At 66.1% G+C, this 17,588-nt stretch carries 21 protein-coding genes; 5 read left to right on the top strand and 16 right to left on the bottom strand.

Translation table 11 applies throughout. The annotated features are described in order from the left end of the window. Positions 1-304 precede the first annotated feature (304 nt). From def to AKJ09_RS46940, 15 genes are all read right to left on the bottom strand, one after another. Positions 305-817 (bottom strand): peptide deformylase, encoded by a 513-nt coding sequence (gene def / locus AKJ09_RS47005; RefSeq protein ID WP_146654391.1) that lies wholly within the window; start codon positions 815-817, stop codon positions 305-307. 118 nt (positions 818-935) lie between these two features. After that, complete coding sequence (gene ribD, locus AKJ09_RS47000; protein WP_240488868.1) at positions 936-2,111, bottom strand: bifunctional diaminohydroxyphosphoribosylaminopyrimidine deaminase/5-amino-6-(5-phosphoribosylamino)uracil reductase RibD; 1,176 nt, start codon at positions 2,109-2,111, stop codon at positions 936-938. Continuing rightward, the gene (nrdR, locus tag AKJ09_RS46995) at positions 2,108-2,584 is read right to left on the bottom strand and encodes a transcriptional regulator NrdR (protein WP_146654390.1); all 477 of its coding nucleotides are present in this window, start codon (positions 2,582-2,584) and stop codon (positions 2,108-2,110) included. The genes ribD and nrdR overlap by 4 nt, the downstream gene beginning before the upstream one ends. Then, positions 2,581-3,024: a ribose 5-phosphate isomerase B gene (rpiB, locus tag AKJ09_RS46990; RefSeq protein ID WP_240488867.1), complete on the bottom strand. Its 444-nt coding sequence runs from the start codon at positions 3,022-3,024 to the stop codon at positions 2,581-2,583. Before rpiB ends, nrdR begins: the two co-directional genes overlap by 4 nt. Before the next feature lie 75 nt (positions 3,025-3,099). Continuing rightward, positions 3,100-4,344, bottom strand: coding sequence for a beta-ketoacyl-ACP synthase II (gene fabF, locus AKJ09_RS46985; protein WP_146654389.1), 1,245 nt, complete (start codon positions 4,342-4,344; stop codon positions 3,100-3,102). Between the two features lie 21 nt (positions 4,345-4,365). Further along, complete coding sequence (gene acpP / locus AKJ09_RS46980) at positions 4,366-4,608, bottom strand: acyl carrier protein (protein WP_146654388.1); 243 nt, start codon at positions 4,606-4,608, stop codon at positions 4,366-4,368. Between the two features lie 314 nt (positions 4,609-4,922). Continuing rightward, the gene (gene fabG / locus AKJ09_RS46975) at positions 4,923-5,669 is read right to left on the bottom strand and encodes a 3-oxoacyl-[acyl-carrier-protein] reductase (protein WP_146654387.1); all 747 of its coding nucleotides are present in this window, start codon (positions 5,667-5,669) and stop codon (positions 4,923-4,925) included. 17 nt (positions 5,670-5,686) lie between these two features. After that, positions 5,687-6,661 (bottom strand): ACP S-malonyltransferase, encoded by a 975-nt coding sequence (fabD, locus tag AKJ09_RS46970; RefSeq protein ID WP_146654386.1) that lies wholly within the window; start codon positions 6,659-6,661, stop codon positions 5,687-5,689. Positions 6,662-6,772: 111 nt separating this feature from the next. Beyond that, positions 6,773-7,063, bottom strand: a complete 291-nt coding sequence (locus AKJ09_RS53865; RefSeq protein WP_169928506.1) for a hypothetical protein — start codon at positions 7,061-7,063, stop codon at positions 6,773-6,775. Further along, a complete protein-coding gene (locus AKJ09_RS46965) occupies positions 7,060-7,662 on the bottom strand; it encodes a hypothetical protein (RefSeq protein WP_146654385.1) in 603 nt (200 codons plus the stop codon). Before AKJ09_RS46965 ends, AKJ09_RS53865 begins: the two co-directional genes overlap by 4 nt. A gap of 36 nt (positions 7,663-7,698) precedes the next feature. Beyond that, positions 7,699-8,718, bottom strand: coding sequence for a beta-ketoacyl-ACP synthase III (locus AKJ09_RS46960; protein WP_275936711.1), 1,020 nt, complete (start codon positions 8,716-8,718; stop codon positions 7,699-7,701). 226 nt (positions 8,719-8,944) lie between these two features. Next, positions 8,945-9,133 carry a 50S ribosomal protein L32 gene (rpmF, locus tag AKJ09_RS46955; RefSeq protein ID WP_146654384.1) on the bottom strand — a complete coding sequence of 63 codons (189 nt, stop codon included), beginning with the start codon at positions 9,131-9,133 and terminating at the stop codon, positions 8,945-8,947. A 15-nt stretch (positions 9,134-9,148) separates the two neighbouring features. Next, positions 9,149-9,784, bottom strand: a complete 636-nt coding sequence (locus AKJ09_RS46950) for a YceD family protein (RefSeq protein ID WP_169928504.1) — start codon at positions 9,782-9,784, stop codon at positions 9,149-9,151. Between the two features lie 62 nt (positions 9,785-9,846). Further along, a complete protein-coding gene (locus tag AKJ09_RS46945; protein ID WP_146654382.1) occupies positions 9,847-10,722 on the bottom strand; it encodes a M15 family metallopeptidase in 876 nt (291 codons plus the stop codon). Between the two features lie 107 nt (positions 10,723-10,829). Beyond that, entirely contained in the window at positions 10,830-11,357 is a 528-nt protein-coding gene (locus AKJ09_RS46940) for a GNAT family N-acetyltransferase (RefSeq protein ID WP_146654381.1), read from the bottom strand. Positions 11,358-11,804: 447 nt separating this feature from the next. Between AKJ09_RS46940 and AKJ09_RS46935 the strand changes: the two genes are divergently transcribed. From AKJ09_RS46935 to AKJ09_RS46915, 5 genes are all read left to right on the top strand, one after another. Continuing rightward, positions 11,805-12,542 carry a hypothetical protein gene (locus tag AKJ09_RS46935; protein ID WP_146654380.1) on the top strand — a complete coding sequence of 246 codons (738 nt, stop codon included), beginning with the start codon at positions 11,805-11,807 and terminating at the stop codon, positions 12,540-12,542. 152 nt (positions 12,543-12,694) lie between these two features. Beyond that, a complete protein-coding gene (locus AKJ09_RS46930; RefSeq protein ID WP_146654379.1) occupies positions 12,695-13,189 on the top strand; it encodes a MarR family winged helix-turn-helix transcriptional regulator in 495 nt (164 codons plus the stop codon). 1 nt (position 13,190) lies between these two features. Continuing rightward, positions 13,191-14,150 (top strand): beta-keto acid cleavage family enzyme, encoded by a 960-nt coding sequence (locus tag AKJ09_RS46925; protein WP_146654378.1) that lies wholly within the window; start codon positions 13,191-13,193, stop codon positions 14,148-14,150. Further along, positions 14,147-14,965: an enoyl-CoA hydratase/isomerase family protein gene (locus AKJ09_RS46920; RefSeq protein ID WP_146654377.1), complete on the top strand. Its 819-nt coding sequence runs from the start codon at positions 14,147-14,149 to the stop codon at positions 14,963-14,965. The genes AKJ09_RS46925 and AKJ09_RS46920 overlap by 4 nt, the downstream gene beginning before the upstream one ends. Positions 14,966-15,028: 63 nt before the next feature. Next, on the top strand, positions 15,029-16,600 hold the full coding sequence (locus AKJ09_RS46915; RefSeq protein ID WP_240488866.1) for an acyl-CoA carboxylase subunit beta: 1,572 nt from the start codon (positions 15,029-15,031) through the stop codon (positions 16,598-16,600). 76 nt (positions 16,601-16,676) lie between these two features. On the opposite strand, the gene AKJ09_RS46910 is transcribed toward AKJ09_RS46915, so the two are convergent. Beyond that, entirely contained in the window at positions 16,677-17,507 is an 831-nt protein-coding gene (locus AKJ09_RS46910) for an NADPH-dependent F420 reductase (RefSeq protein WP_146654376.1), read from the bottom strand. Positions 17,508-17,588: the final 81 nt, after the last annotated feature.

The raw sequence follows: 17,588 nt of genomic DNA, 5'->3' as shown, positions 1-17,588 counted from the left end.
GCTCGTGGGAACCTCCGGCGTTTCCCATGTAGGGAACCTCCGGTTCCCCTCAAAACCTCCGGTTTTGAGCCTCCCCTCCGGCGGCGGCGGTCGCCTTCGGCGCTCGCGCTGCGCGCGATAGGAACCGCCGCCTTTCCCCCACGTAGGCCCTTCCAAACTGTAGGGCGTTACGGGGGGCGGGGGTCGCACGGAAACCTCGAAGTCCCTGCGCCGGGTAAGCGGGCGAGCGCGGAAACGACGAAGCCCCCGCTCCGGTGAGGAGAAGGGGCTTCGGGGGGACGCTCTCGGCGGCGGTCGGAGAGCGTCAGGGAGCGGCTTGTTCCTCGGCGCGCTTGACCATCTTGCGATGGGTGAGGCGCTTCTTCAGCGCGCCCATGTGGTCGATCATCAGGACGCCCTGCAGGTGGTCGTATTCGTGCTGGATCGCGATGGCGAGAAGGCCGTCGGCTTCGAGCTCGAACCACTTGCCGTGGCGGTCCTGGGCGCGAACGCGAACGCTTTCGGCACGATCGATCTCTTCCTGGACGCCGGGGAAGCTGAGGCAGCCCTCCTGCCAAGAGACTTCGCCGTCGCGCTCGAGGATTTGCGGATTGATGAACACGCGCAGATCACTCGGCTCGTCCTCTCCCGCGACGTCGACGATGAACAACTGAAGCATCTCGCCGATTTGCGTTGCCGCGAGGCCCACGCCGGGCGCCGCGTACATCGTCTCGGCCATGTCGTCGATGAGCTGCTGGAGCTCGAGAGTAAAGGCCTCGACCTTCTTGCCGGCCTCACGGAGGCGCTTGTCGGGGTAATGCAGGATCGTCCGAATCATCGCTGACGGCAGCTTAACCCCGGAACGCCTTTCGCGCGAGCCCACGCCGGCGGTAGGAACACGAAACGTCGCAATTCGCCTTGGCAAGCGTCCGCAAGCGAGCGCGAGTGCGCGCAACTCACTCGGGGTAGACGAGCGGTCCGTGCACGTAGGCGTCGTGACCGACGAGCTCCCAAGCCGGGGTCGCGATGCGCGGTGCCTGCTGAGGTGTATCGGGGCCAGCCCAGTCGACCGCGCCAGCTCGTCCGCGCGGGCCGAGGAGGATGGGGGCCACGAACACATGAAGCTCGTCCGCAAAGCGGCCGGCCAGGAAGCTCCCTGCGAGCTCGGCGCCGCCTTCGACCATCAGCGAGACGATCCCACGCGTGGCGAGCAAGCGGAGGGCTGCCTGGACGTCCAGGCGGCCTTCCGTCGACTGGGACGTCCGCAGGCACTCGACCCCGTACGACGCGAGCTCGTCTTCGGCGGCCTGTGAGGCGTCGGTCCCACAAAGCACGAGCGTCTCGGTCTCGCGTGCCGTCTGAACGAGACGCGACTCAATCGGGAGCCTCAGCTTGGTGTCGAACACGACGCGAACGGGGCTGTCTCCCGGCGCGTCGCGCACCGTGAGGCGCGGATCGTCCGCGAGGGCGGTGCCGATACCCACGGCGACCGCGTCGTTGCGCGAGCGGAGCAAGTGCACCTTCGCGCGGGCGTCCGGACCGGTGACCCACTTCGAAGCACCGCTGCGCGTGGCGATGCGGCCATCGAGCGAGAGCGCGAGCTTCAGGGAGACGTATGGCAGGCCCACCGTGATGTGCTTCTGCCACGGCGCGATCGAGGCGCGAGCCTGCGGTTCACGGACGTTGAGCGTCACGTCGACCCCGGCCGCGCGGAGCTTCTCGACGCCCAGGCCTTCGACGTTGGGATTCGGATCGCGAACGCCGACGACCACGCGCGCGATCTTGGCGGCGATGATGGCGTCGGTGCAGGGCGGCGTGCGTCCGTGGTGGTTGCACGGCTCGAGCGTCACGTAGAGCGTGGCGCCGGCGGCCTTGTCGCCAGCGGCACGAATGGCGCCTGCCTCGGCGTGCTCACCGCCCGCGCGCTCGTGGTGCGCGACGCCGACGAGCTGGCCGTTCTTCACCAGCAAGGCGCCGACGTGCGGGTTCGGCGAGGGATGACCGTTTCGCGCGTGCTGGAGCGCGAGGTCCATCCAGCGCTCGTCTTCACTCAGTACGGATCCGCCGACGGAGGTGGGCGCAGGCTCGTCCGCGGGCGGGCTGGGAGCGCGGCGCTCCTGCTTCGGCATCATGACTGGACCGGGCCCTCTTGGTTGACGCGCGCGAGCAGATCGATTTCCGATCGAAGCTCGTCGATGTCTCGGAACTGGCGGTACACGCTGGCGAAGCGAACGTAGGCGACAGGATCGATCTCGCGAAGCTGCGCCATGACGCGTTCGCCGACCTTCTCGCTCGTGATCTCTTTGTCGCCCGCGTCGATGAGCTCGCGCTCGACGCCGTCGACGGTTTGCTCGAGCCGGGCAAGGGGAACCGCACGCTTGTCGCAGGCGCGGCGCAGGCTCGCGAGGACCTTCTGGCGATCGAAGACCTCGCGCCGCCCATCTTTCTTCACGACGAGGGGCAGGACTTCTTCGACACGCTCGTAGGTCGTGAAGCGGCGCGCGCAGCCTTCGCACTCGCGACGACGGCGGATGACGTCACCCGTCGCCGATGCGCGCGAGTCGGTCACTTTGCTCTCGATGCTCGAGCAAAATGGGCACTTCATCCCGGCTCGATCTTCTGGCGGCGCCGTGCGTGGCGTTCGTCGGTCGAGGCGGGCTCGGCAAGGAACGTCGAGACGATTTCCCAGGCGAGGCCGGGGCCCACCACGCGCTCACCGAGGCAGAGCACGTTCGCATCGTTGTGCGAGCGGCTCATCTTCGCCGTGTAGACGTCGGAGCAGACGACCGCGCGAACGCCCTTGTGGCGATTCGCCGAGATCGACATGCCGACCCCGGAGCCGCAGACGAGGATGCCGAGGTCGAACTTGCCGCCGACGAGGGCGCTCGCGAGCTCGTGCGCGTAGTCCGGGTAGTCGACGCTCGCCGCGTCGTGCGCGCCGAGGTCCACGGCCGGAGTGCCGCTCTTCGCGAGGAGCTCCTTGAGCTCGGCCTTCAACCTCAAGCCACCGTGATCGGACGCAATGGCGATACGCACGGGACTCATCGTCGATGCTGCTTTCTTTTGAGAGGTAAGAACGGAGAAACGTCGTCGAGAACGGGCGCGAGAACGAGAAGTCGCTCAGCCCTCGAAACGCGAGAGCATGAGCGATGCGTTCGTGCCGCCGAACCCGAACGAGTTGCTCAGGGCGTGGCGCACGCGACGCTCACGCATCGTGTTCGCGACGTAGTCGAGCACGCACTCCGGATCCTGATCGTGCAGGTTGATCGTCGGCGGGATCTTGCCCTCGGCGATCGCGAGTGCACAGACCGCGGCCTCGACCGCGCCGGCTGCGCCGAGCAGGTGACCCATCATCGACTTGGTCGAGCTCACCCAGAGCTTCTTCGAGAGCGCGTGGTCTCCGAAGACCGCGGCGATGCCCTGCGACTCGGCGATGTCGCCCTGCGGCGTCGACGTGCCGTGCGCATTGACGTAGTCGACCTGGTCCGGCGACACGCCCGCGTCTTTCAGCGCCATCTTCATCGCGCGCTGGCCACCCTCGCCGCGCGGGGCAGGGGCGGTGAGGTGGTTCGCGTCGCTCGACGCGCCGTACCCCGTCAATTCTGCGTAAATCTTCGCGCCACGCGCCTTCGCGCGCGTCAGCGACTCGAGGATCATGATGCCCGAGCCCTCGCCCGCGACGAAGCCATCACGGCCCTTGTCGAACGGACGGCTCGCGCCCTGCGGGTCGTCGTTGCGCTTCGAGAGCGCGTACATCGCCTCGAAGCCGCCGATGCCGACGGGCGTGACGGTCGCTTCCGCGCCGCCGGTGACCATAACTTGTGCGCGACCGCGGCGGATCCATTCGGCCGCCTCGCCGATCGCGTGTGCGCCGCTCGAACAGGCGCTGGTGTTGCAATAGCTCGGACCACGCAGACCGTGAGCCATCGAGACCTGGCCTGCGGCGAGGTTCGCGATGATGCCCGGGATGGAGTAGGGGCTGATCTTCGCCGGGCCCTTCTCCATCAGCGTCTGCTTGGTCTTCTCGAGCGTGAAGAGGCCGCCGATGCCGACGCCGATGAAACAGCCGGCTTCGTTTCGCTCCTCGTCCGTCAGCTCGAGCTGGGAGTCCTGGATCGCCATCGCTGCTGCGCCGAGCGCGAGCTCGGTGAAGCGATCCATCTCCTTGAGCTTCTTCTTTTCGATGAAGCGCGTCGCATCCCAGCCTTTGACCTCACCCGCGATACGAACCCGGAAGCCCGTGGTGTCGAATTGGGTGATGGGGGCGATGCCGCTCGTGCCCGAAAGCAGAGCTTGCCACGACTCCACCCGTCCGATTCCAACGGGGGTTACGAGACCAATGCCAGTGATGACGACGCGTTCCATATGTACAGCTCTGCGAGGGGTTTACTTCTTCGCGTGCTTCTCGATGTAGTCGATGGCGTCCTGGACGGTACGGATCTTTTCCGTGTCCTCGTCCGGGATGTCGATCTCGAAGGCGTCTTCGAAAGCAAGGACGAGCTCGACAAGACCGAGGGAGTCGGCGCCGAGGTCCTCGATGAACGTCGATTCCGCCTTGATGTCCTTCTCCTCGACGTCGAGCTGCTCCTTGATGATGCGCTTGACCTCGCTCGCGATGTCTTGGGCCATTCGTCTGTTCCCTTTTGGATTTCCGTCAGTCAGTGATGGAGAAGAGACCGGAAGAGACCGGGGCGTGCGGTTTTTTTGCACCCGCACACGGCCGCTTTCTACACAGCCTTCAACTCGTGTGCAACCAGACCTGTTTTTCGCAGCGTGGGAAGTCGGCGTAGCGCCGAAACCCACGGGTTTCCTGGGGTCCTGTCCTTGACGCTCTGCGTGATAGAACCGGCCTTTTCGCACGCGCCTCGTACTTTGGGGGGCGATTCGGCGTCCATCGGGTGACGGAGTTCCGGTCTCGAGCGTCGCGGAAGGCCCGTACGCAATCAGACGTACATACCGCCGTTCACGCGGATCACCTGGCCAGTGACGTACGCCGCCTCGTCGCTCGCGAGGAACGCGCAAGCCGCCGCCACTTCGCGGCTCGTGCCCGTACGTGCGAGCGGAACGGACTTCACAATGAAGTCCTTCATCTGATCGGTCATCGTGCTCGTCATGTCGGTGTCGATGAAGCCCGGCGCGACGGCGTTGACCGTGATGTTGCGCGAGGCGAACTCGCGCGCGATCGACTTGGCGGCTCCGAGGAGAGCGGCCTTCGTGGCCGAGTACGCCGTCTGACCGACGTTGCCCATCTCACCGACGACGCTCGAGAGGAAGATCACGCGGCCGGTCTTGGCGCGCATCATCGCCTTCGTGGCGGCGCGCGCGCACGCGAGCGAGCCCTTCAGGTTCACCTGCACGAGCCGATCGATGTCCTCTTCCTTCAGGCGGAGGAGGAGACCGTCGATCGAGATGCCGGCGTTCGCGACGAGGATGTCGAGCTTGCCGTGCTTCTTCACGACCTCTTCGACCGCGGTCTCGGCGGCCTTCATGTCGGCCACGTCGAACCCCATGATCTCCGCCTTGCCGCCGCGCGCGATGATGCCGTCGGCGACTTCGCGGGCCTGCGCCTCGCCCTTCACGTAGTTCACGACCACGGTGGCGCCCTGCTCGGCGAGTGCCTCGCAAATCGAGCGACCGATGCCGCGCGAGCCGCCGGTCACCAGAGCAATCTTGCCGTCCAACTTGAACATGTCGTCCTCGGTTTCCTTCAGGCTGCAGGCTGCTCGGTGAGGAACTCACCGACTGCGTTCACGCCGGCGACGTCGCCGACGCTCAGGATCTTCATCTCTTTGGCGATGCGCTTGCCGAGGCCGGCGAGCACCTTGCCCGGTCCGATCTCGATCGCGTGCGTGATGCCTTCCATGTGCATCAAGCGGATCGCCTGCTCCCAGCGAACGGCGCCGTCGACCTGGCGCACGAGGAGCTCCTTCACGCGCGCGGGGTCCGAGTTCGGGCGCGCATCGACGTTGGCGACGACGGGGAAGTCGAACGGCTTCACGTCGACCTTCGCGAGCTCGTCGCGCACGACGATGGCGGCGGGGGCCATGAGCGCGCAGTGGAACGGGGCGCTCACCTTGAGCGGAATGGCCTTCGCCTTTTCCTCGCCGGCGCGTTCGGAGACGCGAGCGACGGCGCGCGCGGTGCCGGCGATGACGATCTGACCGGGCGCGTTGAAGTTCGCGCAGGCTACGGTGCCGTAGGCATTGCCCTCCGCGTCTTTCTCTTCGGCGACCTCGCGGCAGATCTGCTCGAGGCGGCTCGCATCGGCGCCCATGATGGCGGCCATCGCGCCTTCGCCCGGCGGAACCGCGCCCTGCATCGCGCGACCGCGCGCACGCACGAGGCGCACGGCGTCTTCGAGCGAGAGCGCACCGGCGGCGACGAGCGCGGAGTACTCACCGAGCGAGTGTCCGGCCGCGAAACGCGGCTTCTCGAGCTGCGGGTACTTCTCGCGAATCGCGGCGAGCACCGCGGTGCTCATCGTCACGAGCGCGGGTTGCGCGTTCGCGGTGAGCGTGAGGGCGTCTTCGGGGCCTTCGAGAATGAGCTTGGAGAGCGACTCACCGAGAGCAGCGTCGGCGCGAGCAAACACGTCGCGCGCCGCGGGCGATGCCTCGAGGAGATCTTTGCCCATACCGACGGCCTGGGATCCCTGGCCTGGAAAGAGCCACGCAATCTGCATGGGCGCGCGAGATAGCGCAGGTTCTCGCGGAGGCCAAGGGAGGCGGCTCGGCTGACGAGTCGCGTCAAGCGCGTCGACCGCGTCGAGCCGTCGCCCGCGTGTACGCGCGGTCTACTCTGCCGCAGCGTCCTTCACGGGCGTCGTCGACGTGCTGCTCGGCGTTCCGCTCGAGGGCGGCAGTGCGTTTCCGCCGCCGGAGTCCGCTTCGTCGGTGTTGTCCGTGTTGCCGGTCGGGGTCTTCTTCGCGTCCGACGAGGCCGTTCCGGCCGTCGCACCGCGGTCAAGGTGGCCGCCGCCCTGGTAGTCGCTCTTGTCGAAAATGCAGGCCGCGAGCGTTAGACCGAGGAGGCAGACCCAACCGATGCGCGCGATCGTGCGGCGCCGCGTCTTCGCGTCGTTCATGGACATTGCCAGCCCTTGTCAGTGTTGCAGGTGCACTGCGCGTCGTCGGTCGACGTGTTGCCGTACGCTGGGCACTGCTTGTCGGCCTCGTAGAACCCGATGCAGATGGCGCTCTTCTTGATCTGCGAGGCAGGGCAGTCCGGGAAGAGCACGTTGAAGAGTGCGGTGCCTTTGAGCTCGCCGTCGAGCCGGATCTCGCACTGGTAACGGCCCGGGTAGAAGGGCACGTCGTCGCCGTTGTTACCCTGGTCGTCGGTCTTCTGCAGCTGGACGTCGAAGTACTGCGGGCCGTCTGCACGGGCCGGCGAGTTCTCCGCATAGGCCATGACGCGGTTCGTCTCGAAGAACTTCCGCTCGGTGAAATCGTAGCGCTGCAGCTGACGAATGACACCCTCGATGGTCACTCCCTCGCGGCCGATGCCGATCTCCGCGACGCAGTGAATCTCTTTCGAGTCGGTGTAGAAGACGTTGCGCTTACGCAGACCGCCCGAGTCGAGCGCCATCTGGACGTCCGAAACGTTGGCCGTGCTGGTGCACGCCGGCGCGAGCGCCGTCAGGCTCATGCCGGCGGCGAGTGCGAGGACTCGGGAACGCGTCATCGATCGCAGTATACCTGCGACGGTCGCGTTTGCCTGTTACAACCGGATGATCGCGCCGCCCCAAGAGATGCCCGCGCCGAGCGCGCACATCGCCACGGTGTCACCCGCGTGGACCTTGCCCGAGCGGATCGACTCGTCGAGGAGGATCGGGATCGACGCGCTCGACGTGTTGCCGACGCGGTCGATGTTGATGAGGACCTTCTCCTTGGGCACGCCGAGACGCGTGGCCGCGAAGTCGATGATCCGCAGGTTCGCCTGATGCGGGCAGATCCAGTCGACCTGGTCGGCCGTCATGCCCGTCAAGTCGAGAGCCTCTTTCGTCGCCGAGTAGAGGTTCTTGACCGCGACCTTGAAGATGTCCTGGCCCTTCATGTGGACCTTGTGACGCTTGAGCTCGAGGGCCTCGAGGCTCATGGGGGTCACCGATCCGCCACCAGGGATCATGAGGGACTGGGCGAGCGCCCCGTCCGACTGAATCTTGGTCGAAAGAACACCGCGCGGCTTGCCGTCCGTCGTGGTGGCGCCGCCCGCGGGGCCGAGAATCACCGCGCCCGCGCCGTCTCCGAAGAGCACGCAGGTCGTCCGGTCTTCCCAGTTCACGACGCGCGAGAGCAGCTCGACGCCAATGACGAGGATGTTCTTCATGGTCCCCGAGCGGATGAACTGGTCCGCGATCGAGAGACCGAAGATGAAGCCTGCGCACGCTGCCGAAAGGTCCATGGCCGGGCAGCTGCCTGCGCCGAGCTTCTGCTGGACATACACGGCCGTGGCCGGCATCGGCATGTCGGGCGTCACGGTCCCGACGAGAATCATGTCGATGTCCGACGGCTTGAGCTCCGCAGCCTCGAGCGCGCTTTTCGCGGCCGCGGTGGCCATGTCGCTCGTGACGATGCCCTCGGGGGCAATGCGTCGTTCACGGATCCCCGTGCGCTCCCTGATCCATTCGTCGCTCGTCTCGACCATCCTCTCGAGGTCGAGGTTCGTGCGGACGATCGACGGGAGGTAGTGACCCGTACCGAGAATGCGGGATGCCGGCGTGATCATGAGGGGCGGCAAGGTCTTTAGCACAGCGCAGAAAAAGGGCCTTGGATAGATCGGCACATCGACCGTGGGCACGTTGCCCCAGCCTTGTGGTTTACAGATCTACAAACGGCCCCATCGCGGGTCACCCCGCGATTCCGATCACAGCGGAGCTCGCCAGAACGCCATCGCCCGGCCGTCGAAAAACGACCGGGCGAAGGACGAGGGGGAGCTCCCCCGAGATCAGAGCGCTGCGCGGCCTTTACTTGGCCGGCTTCGCGGCCTTCACCTCGCGGCCCTTGTAGTGGCCACAGGAGGAGCAGGCGCGGTGCGGGGTAACGGGCTCGCCGCAGTTGGGGCACGCGATCAGCTGGACCGCAATGACCTTGTCGTGGTTGGCGCGCCGCATGTTGCGCTTCGATCGGCTCGTTCGTCGCTTCGGGACAGCCACGGCATAACTCCGTTTCTAAGACTTCGTTTCTTTCTTGAACCGGAGGAGTGGTGCCAGCCGTGGATCGATCGAGTCGATACCTTGGCCTTCCGGTTCCTCCGCGGAAGCAATTCGCTCCTCGGGGGCGGGGGACATACCCGGGCAGCCGTCAGAGCACAAGGGGATCATGGGGATTTCGAGCATTACTTCGTCACGGACGAGATCATCGAGCACGACCGTCTCGCCATCGTAGCCGAGCGTATCGGCCTCTTCTGACGTGAATTCGTACTCTTCCTCGGCTTCCTTCGCCTTGCCCTTACCCTTGCTCTTGGGCTCGGCGTCCTTGTCCGATTTTTCGCTCTTGGCCGGTCCGGGAGCCTTGATGCGGGCCGCCGGAACGTAGAGCACGCTGATGTCCGAGTGGATCGGCAGGTCGAACGGCTCGAGGCAGCGGGCGCAGGGAACGTGGACTTTCACGTCCAGCGTGCCGTGCACGACCACGTCGTGCCCGCTCTTCGAGGCGCGGAGCGACAGCGTGCCGTCTTCCGTGGAAGCCGTCGCCTCGTTCTCTTCGAGGGCGCCGCGCAGCCAGGCAGCCCGAATGGGGAACTCGTACTCTTTGCCACCGGCGTCGAGGTCGGTGACGTTGATCGTAAACTCGTGTGCGGTCATGACTCGCTCTGAAGCAGCGGATTGTCCGCGCTTAATAGGCCTTCGTTCGGCGAGCGCAAGCGCTACAGCGCCGCCGTCTCGGTGATCTTTTCGGGGTCGCCGAGGAACTCGAAATGCATCGTGTCCTGCAGGACGTCGTGGCCGAGCCAATAAAAGCCGTACCGCTCGAAGACCTCGACCCATGATTTGGGCATCGCCATGCGCTCCCAAACGGTCTTGTTCTTCGCCTTGCAGAGGGGATGGTCGGGCCACGGCGCGACACATCCACAGCAGCTGTTCTTGTCGGGCTCGATGTCGATCGCGATGCCGTAGACGTGGTTCGAGACCTCGACCCCGCGATAGGTGTTCTTGAAGCGAATGCCGCCCGCCGCGCGCGGCTTGTACTCATCGCCGGCAGGGGTCGCCTTCAGCGCCGCCTCCACGCATTTGAGCGCGGGAATGATCCTCTCGTGTACCTGCAGGGGCATGCCCATGAAGCTCGTCGATTTCGCGTAGAACTTCGGCGGATGCGCGTTGGCCTTCGGGTTTCCGAAGCCCTCGAAGTAGCCGTACTTCTCCGTGCGGTACCTGACGGAGTCTTCGAGCATCTTGCGCCCCGCCTTGATGACGTCGGCGTCTTTCGATTTGGGAAACCAGTTGCCGCGGATCAGGAAGGGTTGAGCGGCCTGTTCGCGGCAGCGCACCGTTCGGCCGTCGGCCGTCGTGATCGTGACGTGCGACGAGGGCGACGAAGGATGCGCGTTCGGCGTGCCGTTCGACGGGGCAGGCGCTGCGCTCGCTGCGCTGGCTGCCGTCGTCGTCGTCGTGGGGGCTGTCGACGCGCCGGCATCGGCCTTCGGCTCTTCGCCGCTGGCGCCACGCGCATGCATCGCCGACGCAATCAGCACGCTCGATACGAGAAAGACGGCGGGCACGAGGGGACGGCGTACGGCGAACATCAGGAACCGCTTCTACAACGAGTTTCCTCCCGGTGTCATCGCCGCGCAAGAAACCAGGGGATCGCGGAGATGCGCCGCGCGAAGGTGACGTGGTGTCGACGCGCCGTCTACGCGTTCCGTTCGAAGCGAAGAACCTCACCGAGGACTTCGTGCTCTTCGACGCAGACGCGCGACATCCCACACTTTTCGAGGACGCGAATTGACGCGGTGTGCCAAGGCGGCGTGGTCGCACTGACCCGTCGCACGTCGGGCTGGCCGAGGGCCCACATCACGGCAGCGCTCGTGGCCTCCGTGGCGATGCCTTTGCACTGCCAGCTCTCTTCGACGCCGTAGCCGACCTCGGCGACGCCCTCGGCGGTGGGCCGTCCGTGGAAGATGATGCTGCCCACGACGAGGCGTTCTTCGCCGCGCGTGATCATCAGACGATCGCCCCAGAGGCGCGTCGCGGGATCGGCGCGGATGGCTTCGAGCGACGCGCTGAACGCTCGTTCGACGAGGGCACGACCGGGCCAAGCGGCTGGAACGCGCGCCTTGCAGAGCGCTTCGAGCGCCTCGCGATCGCCGCGAAAAACGGCCTCGACGAGCTCGAGGGTGATCGGCTCGAGCGTCAGCCTGGGCGTGACGAGCAGCTCCATCGCCTGGTCATCGTACCGCAACCCCGCGAGACCGTGCAGCACCTCGGCTTCTCGAGCCGCGGTCGGTTCTCGGCAGAGCCGAAGCACGATACGAATGGCGGATGCGGCCGCGAAACCTCGTGCGCCTCCTCGCTGCATTCGGTCCCGTCGGCTGCTCGGGCTGGTTGGGCTCGCCGGACTCGCCGGGGCGGCCGTCGTGACGGCCTGCGTCGGAGACGACACACCGACGCTGACGCCGTCCTCGCCCTCGGGCGACGGGGGCGAGCTCGACGGACAGAAGCCGGGGACGACCGACGGTACCGACGCGTCGTCCTCCGGGGACGGGGCGACGCCGGATGCCGGTACCGACGCGGAGCCGGCCCCTTACGACGTGCGAAAGCTCCCAGGCCTTCGCCTCTGGCTCGAGAGCACCCAGCATCTCTCGAGAAGGCGGCGGTCGGCAGCGACGTGGTCACGTGGAACGACAGCTCCGAGCGCTGGGCCGACGGCGGCAGCGGCGCGCCCGACGGAGGCGTCCACATGGCGATGCCAATCCCGTTCAACGGCGGTGGCGCCGTCTATCCGACGGTGGTCGCGAACGGCATTGCCGGTCGTCCTTCGGTCGCCTTCGAATCAGGACCGAAGCTCGCCAACGCGAACCACGCGGACTTCGACGTTCAGACGGGGGACTTCTTCATCGCGTTCGTCGCGGCGATCAACTCCGGATCCGGCTCGTTCTGGAGCCTGATGACGTCGACGACGGCAGCGACGGGAACCTGGCTCGGCTCGTCGAAATTCTGCTCGTTCCTCGGCGGCCTCGGCGCGCAGCCCAAGTGCACCTCGCCCGAGTACTCGGCGAACACGTCGCCGCACGCCTTCATCGTTCGGAGAAAGCCGGCCAGGCCATCTTCCGGGTCGATCGAACCTCGCGCGGGACGTACGACTTCGGTGGCGACAACCCGAACCTCGGCGTCGCCGCCTACGAGCAGCTGCTCGTTTCGATCGGTGGCGCCATCGTCCGCGCAGGTCGCCGAAATCGTCATGGTCGTCGGCCCGACGCACGACGCGGACTTCGAGTTCTCCGAGGCGTACCTGCAGAGCAAGTACGCGTTGCCCGAGCCGAGCACGACCAAGCGCGGTCCGCGGCGCACGCCCGCGCCTGCACGCACCGTCGCGGTCGCTCGGCCGCGATCGACTCCCCGTTGACGAACGGCCGGAACGGATGAATATTTCGTACACGAAATATTGTCCGCATACGTGCGCCTGAGCCCTGATCCAGCGCTTTCAGGCCTGCATTTCGCGTTTCGCGTTTCGCGCGTTCGTTCCCGCCAAGCCTTTCGCCAGCCGGTGAGTTCTTCGTGAGTCCCCTCAGCTCCGATATCAAGAGCGACGTCGATCAGGTCCTCGAGGCCATCATTTACCTCTACACGGAGAGCCGTCGCATCACGAAGGAGCTCGCGCGCCGCGCGGATCTCACGGGACCGCAGCTCACCGTGGTGAAGATGCTCGAGCAGATCGGTGACATGTCGCTCTCCGAGCTCTCCGACAAGATCCGTGCACAGAACAGCACGGTGACGGGGATCATCGATCGCATGGAGCGCGAAGATCTCGTGAAGCGAGAGCGCTCGAAAGAGGATCGCAGGGTCGTCTTCATCCGACTGACCGCGAAGGGCCGCGAGCTCGCGCGCGAGATCCCCGTCGAGCCGATGGAGATCTTCCGAAGCGCGCTCGAGAGCCTCAGCGCGCAGGAGATGCGCGACTTGATGCGCATCATGACGAAGCTCGCCCGCCGCGTTAAACAGCAGATCGTTCGTCACAAAGTCGGCGACGACACCGAATCCGAGGAGGCGTGACATGAGTCAGTCCGAAGGCGGCACCATGCAGGTGGGCTCCACGCACGTGCGCGATCCCGATCTGTGCGTCATCACGTGCGCCGTGACGGGGGTACTCGCCAACCGGAAGCAGAACCCGAACATCCCGTACACGGCGGTCGAGATCGCCGAGGAGGCGAAGCGCGCGTACGACGCCGGCGCCTCGGTCGTGCACATCCATGCGCGCCACGACGACGGCACGCCCACGTTCGATCCCAAGGTCTTCGCCAAGATCAAAGAGGAGATCGAGAAGCGCTGCCCGATCCTCCTCAACTTCTCGACCGGGACCATCCTCGACGACGTCACCGAGCAGACGACGTACATCACGGAGTCGAGGCCGCACATCGCCGCCCTCAACATGGGGACGATGAACTACTCGAAGTACTCCGAGAGCCGGAAGCAGTTCGTCTTCGACATGGTCTTCCCGAACACCTATGCGAAGATCATCAAGCTGCTCGAGGCGATGAACGACGCGGGCGTGAAGCCGGAGCTCGAGTGCTTCGACACTGGGCATACGCACGGCATCTGGCCGCTCCTCGACATGGGGATTCTCAAGAAGCCCCTGCAGTTCTCGTTCATCGTGAACGTGCTCGGCGGGATCCCGCCGCTCGTCGAGAGCCTTCAGCTCCAGACGAAGATCATGCCGCCCGGCAGCGAGTGGGAGGTCATCGGCATCTCCAAGTGCGGGTGGAGGATGATCGGCGCGGCGCTCGCGCTCGGTGGCAACATCCGCGCGGGCCTCGAAGACAATCTCTATCTGCCGAACGGCGCGATGGCGAAGTCGAACGGCGAGCTCATCGAGGTCGCTGCACGCATGTGCCGCGACACGGGCCGCAAGGTGGCGACGGTCGAGCAGGCCAAGCAGATCCTCGGGCTCGACCAGTTCTCGCCGAAGGTCGCGCGTCCCGCTCCGGCCGAGCCGCGCGTCTCGGGGGCCGTATGAGCAGCGACCCCGTCTCGTCATCGCGCTCGTTGCCCGAGCGCGGTTACGGTCGCATTCGCGTTTCGCTGCATGGCTCGGTCTACACGATCCTGCTTCACAATCCCGAGCGCCGCAACGCGATCGGTCCGCAGATGGTCAACGAGCTGCTCTGGGCGCTTGCCGACGCCCACGAAGCCGCCGCGGTGCGTTCGATCGTCCTGACGGGCGAGGGAACCGCCTTCTGCGCGGGTGGTGACTTCGCGCAGATGACCAGTGGCGGCAATGGTTCGGAGCTCGCTCCGAAAGGTGACTACGCCGATCTGCTGATCGCGATGACGCGCACCGAGAAGCCGATCGTGGCGCGCGTGAATGGTCCAGCGATGGGGGGAGGCCTCGGGCTCGTGGCCGCCTCCACGTTCGCCATTGCGCACGAGGCGGCGGTCTTGGGAACGCCCGAGATCAACGTGGGCTTGTTCCCCATGATGATCATGGCGGTGCTCGAGCGTCTCGTGCCGCGACGGCGGCTCCTCGAGATGATGCTCTTCGGCAAGAAGCTCACCGCGACCGAAGCGCTCGAGGCGGGGCTTCTCAATCGTGTGGTGCCGGCTGCCCAGCTCGACGAGTCGGTCGACGCGATGACCACCGAGATCGCCGAGAAGAGCCCCATCACGATCGCGCTCGGCTTGCGAGCTTTCACGGCGCAGGACGGCAAGGACCTCGCGACGGCGCTGCCTCTGCTGCGCGAGCGCCTCGCCGAGTGCCTCGCGACGGACGACGCCCGCGAAGGCCTGATGGCCTTCCTCGAGAAGCGCCCGCCGGTCTGGACCGGTCGCTGATCCGAACGCCCCCCGAGAGACGACGAGCAGACGACGAGCGCAACGAGGAAAGAGGAGCTGCCGATGGCCAACATGCGAGAGCTGATCGCCGATCTCGAAGCGCGCCGCGCGAAGATCCGCGAAATGGGCGGAGCCGCGAAGATCCAGAAGCAACACGAACGAGGCAAGCTGACCGCACGCGAGCGGCTCGATCGCCTCTTCGACGACGGCGCGTGGTTCGAAATCGGAACGCACGGCACGCAGATGGGCCTCGCCGCAGGACCCGACGGCAACGACAAGCCCCCGGCCGACGCTGTCGTCACCGGCTTCGGCAAGGTCGACGGCCGCATGGTGTGCGCCGCGGCGTACGACTTCACCGTCAAAGGCGGCAGCATCGGGTATACAGGCGAGGAGAAGGTCACGCGCCTTCGCCACATGAGCCTCCGCGGCCGCTGGCCCATGATCTGGCTCGTCGACTCCGGCGGCGCGCGGATCGATCCGGGCTCGAGCCATCCGGACATGATCTCGCTCTTCGCCGGCTCCGGGCATCTCTTCCGCGAGCAAGTCGTGATGAGTGGCGTCGTCCCGCAGGTCGCGGCCATGGTCGGGCCTGGAGCCGCCGGAACGGCCTACATTCCAGGCCTCGCGGACTACGTGCCGATGGTCAAGAACATCGGCTCGCTCGCGCTCGGCGGTCCTCCGCTCGTCAAGGCGGTCACGGGGCAAGACATCGGCGAGCAGGAGCTCGGCGGCAGCAAGATCCATTCGGAGGTGAGCGGCGTCGGAGACGGCGAGTTCGAGAGCGACGCGGCGTGCATCGACGCGGCCAAAAAGTACCTCTCGTACTTCCCGTCGAACTGCGACGAGATCCCGCCCGAGTTCCCCGTCACCGATCCCGTCGATCGACGTGACGAGTCGCTCCTCGATCTGCTGCCCGAGTCGACGCGCAAGCCGTACGACATGTACAAGCTGATTCGATCCATCGTGGATCACGGCGAGATCTTCGACATCAAGCCGCGTTTCGCGCGGAACATCATCACGTGCCTCGCGCGCATGGGCGGCAAGAGCGTGGGCATCGTCGCCAACCAGCCAAACTGGCTCGGCGGCATTCTCGACAACGACGCGGCTGACAAGGCTGCGCGCTTCATCCAGATCTGCGATGCCTTCAACGTGCCGCTCGTCTTCCTGCAAGACGTGCCGGGCTTCATGGTCGGCTCGAAGGTCGAGCACGCCGGCATCATCCGTCACGGCGCGAAGATGCTGCACGTGATGAGCGCGGCGACGGTGCCGAAGATCACGGTGGTCGTCCGCAAGGCCTACGGTGCGGGCTACTACGTCATGTGTGGACGCGCCTACGAACCGGATCTCATCGTCTCGTGGCCCACCGCGGAGATCTCCGTCATGGGCGCCGAAGGCATGGTCGGCATCGCCGCGCGCAAGCTGTTCGGCGCCGAAGAGCCGCCGCCCGAGGCCAAGAAGATGATCGTCGATCAGATCCAGAAGAACATCGACGTCTACAAGGTGGCGGGCTGGGGACTCGTCGACGAGGTCATCGACCCGCGCGACACACGCAAGGCCATCGCCTGGGGCCTCGAGCTCGCGCGCCACAAGCGCCTCGAACGCCCTTCGAAGAAGCGCGGCGTCATTCCAGTTTGATGCAAGGACGACGAGCCAGCGTTTCACCCATGTGTCCGACGCCGATGATGCCGATCTGCGCGTTCTCGCTGCTTGCTCAAACGGACAGGCCGAAGAGGCGACGTTGGAGGAGGACCATATCGCGCGACGTCGAACCTGCCGGCAGCTTCGCGAACTCGGCCAGCGACCGCTCGCGCTCCACTGGCGCCTTCGCTCGATCGGCCTGGCGCAAGGTGCGACGGACGCCGTCCGCGTCCAGATTGGTGCAATAGACGGGCGTCCCGGGTTGCTGTCGCCAGGACTCGTCGAGCGATCCCTCGTCGACGCCGTCGAAGCCGAGCTCGTCGACGAGGGCAAGGACGACGGACTTGGCGCGGGCATCGTCGCCGGCGACGGGGAGAGCGATCCGATCCTTCGCTCCTTTCGGCCGGCCCCCCTCCGCCAAGAAGTGCGCAGTGATGTTGTTGAACACCTTCACCACGGGTCGCCCGAGCACGCTGGAAACCCACCCCGACTCGGTGCCCCCTTCTTCGATGGCCGCGATGCGGCCGTCGCGAAACGAGGGGTAGTAGTTGCTCGTGTCGACGACGACGACGTCGCTCGGCACGTCGCGGAAGAGTCCCTGGGGCAAGTCGGGCACGTTCTTCATGTTGAGGGCCACGACGACGAGGTCGACCTTCTTGACGGCGTCGGTGACCGTGACCGCATGCGCTCCGGTCTCCTTCGCGAGATCGGCCAGGGTCGGTCTCGACGGCCCGGACGTGACGGTCTGCCCAAACCCGGTAACGGGCGGCGTAAACGACGCGATAGCAGGAGCTGCCGACCCTGGGCCGCGGGAGTTCGCGATGGACACGGTGTGCCCCAGGCGAGTGAGCCTGCGCGTGAGCGTGCCTCCGATTTCCCCGGTGCCAATGATTCCGATTCGCATGGCTTGGTTCCTTTCAGAAGCGAAGGCCTTGCTGGGCCGCAGTTATGCGCGAGGGCAGGGAGGAGGTTGCGCCCGCCCCCT

The sequence above is a fragment of the Labilithrix luteola genome, from assembly GCF_001263205.1.
Lineage (GTDB): Bacteria > Myxococcota_A > Polyangia > Polyangiales > Polyangiaceae > Labilithrix > Labilithrix luteola.
The sequence above is the reverse complement of the archived record's forward strand: the minus strand, read 5'-3'. Positions and strand labels throughout refer to the sequence as shown.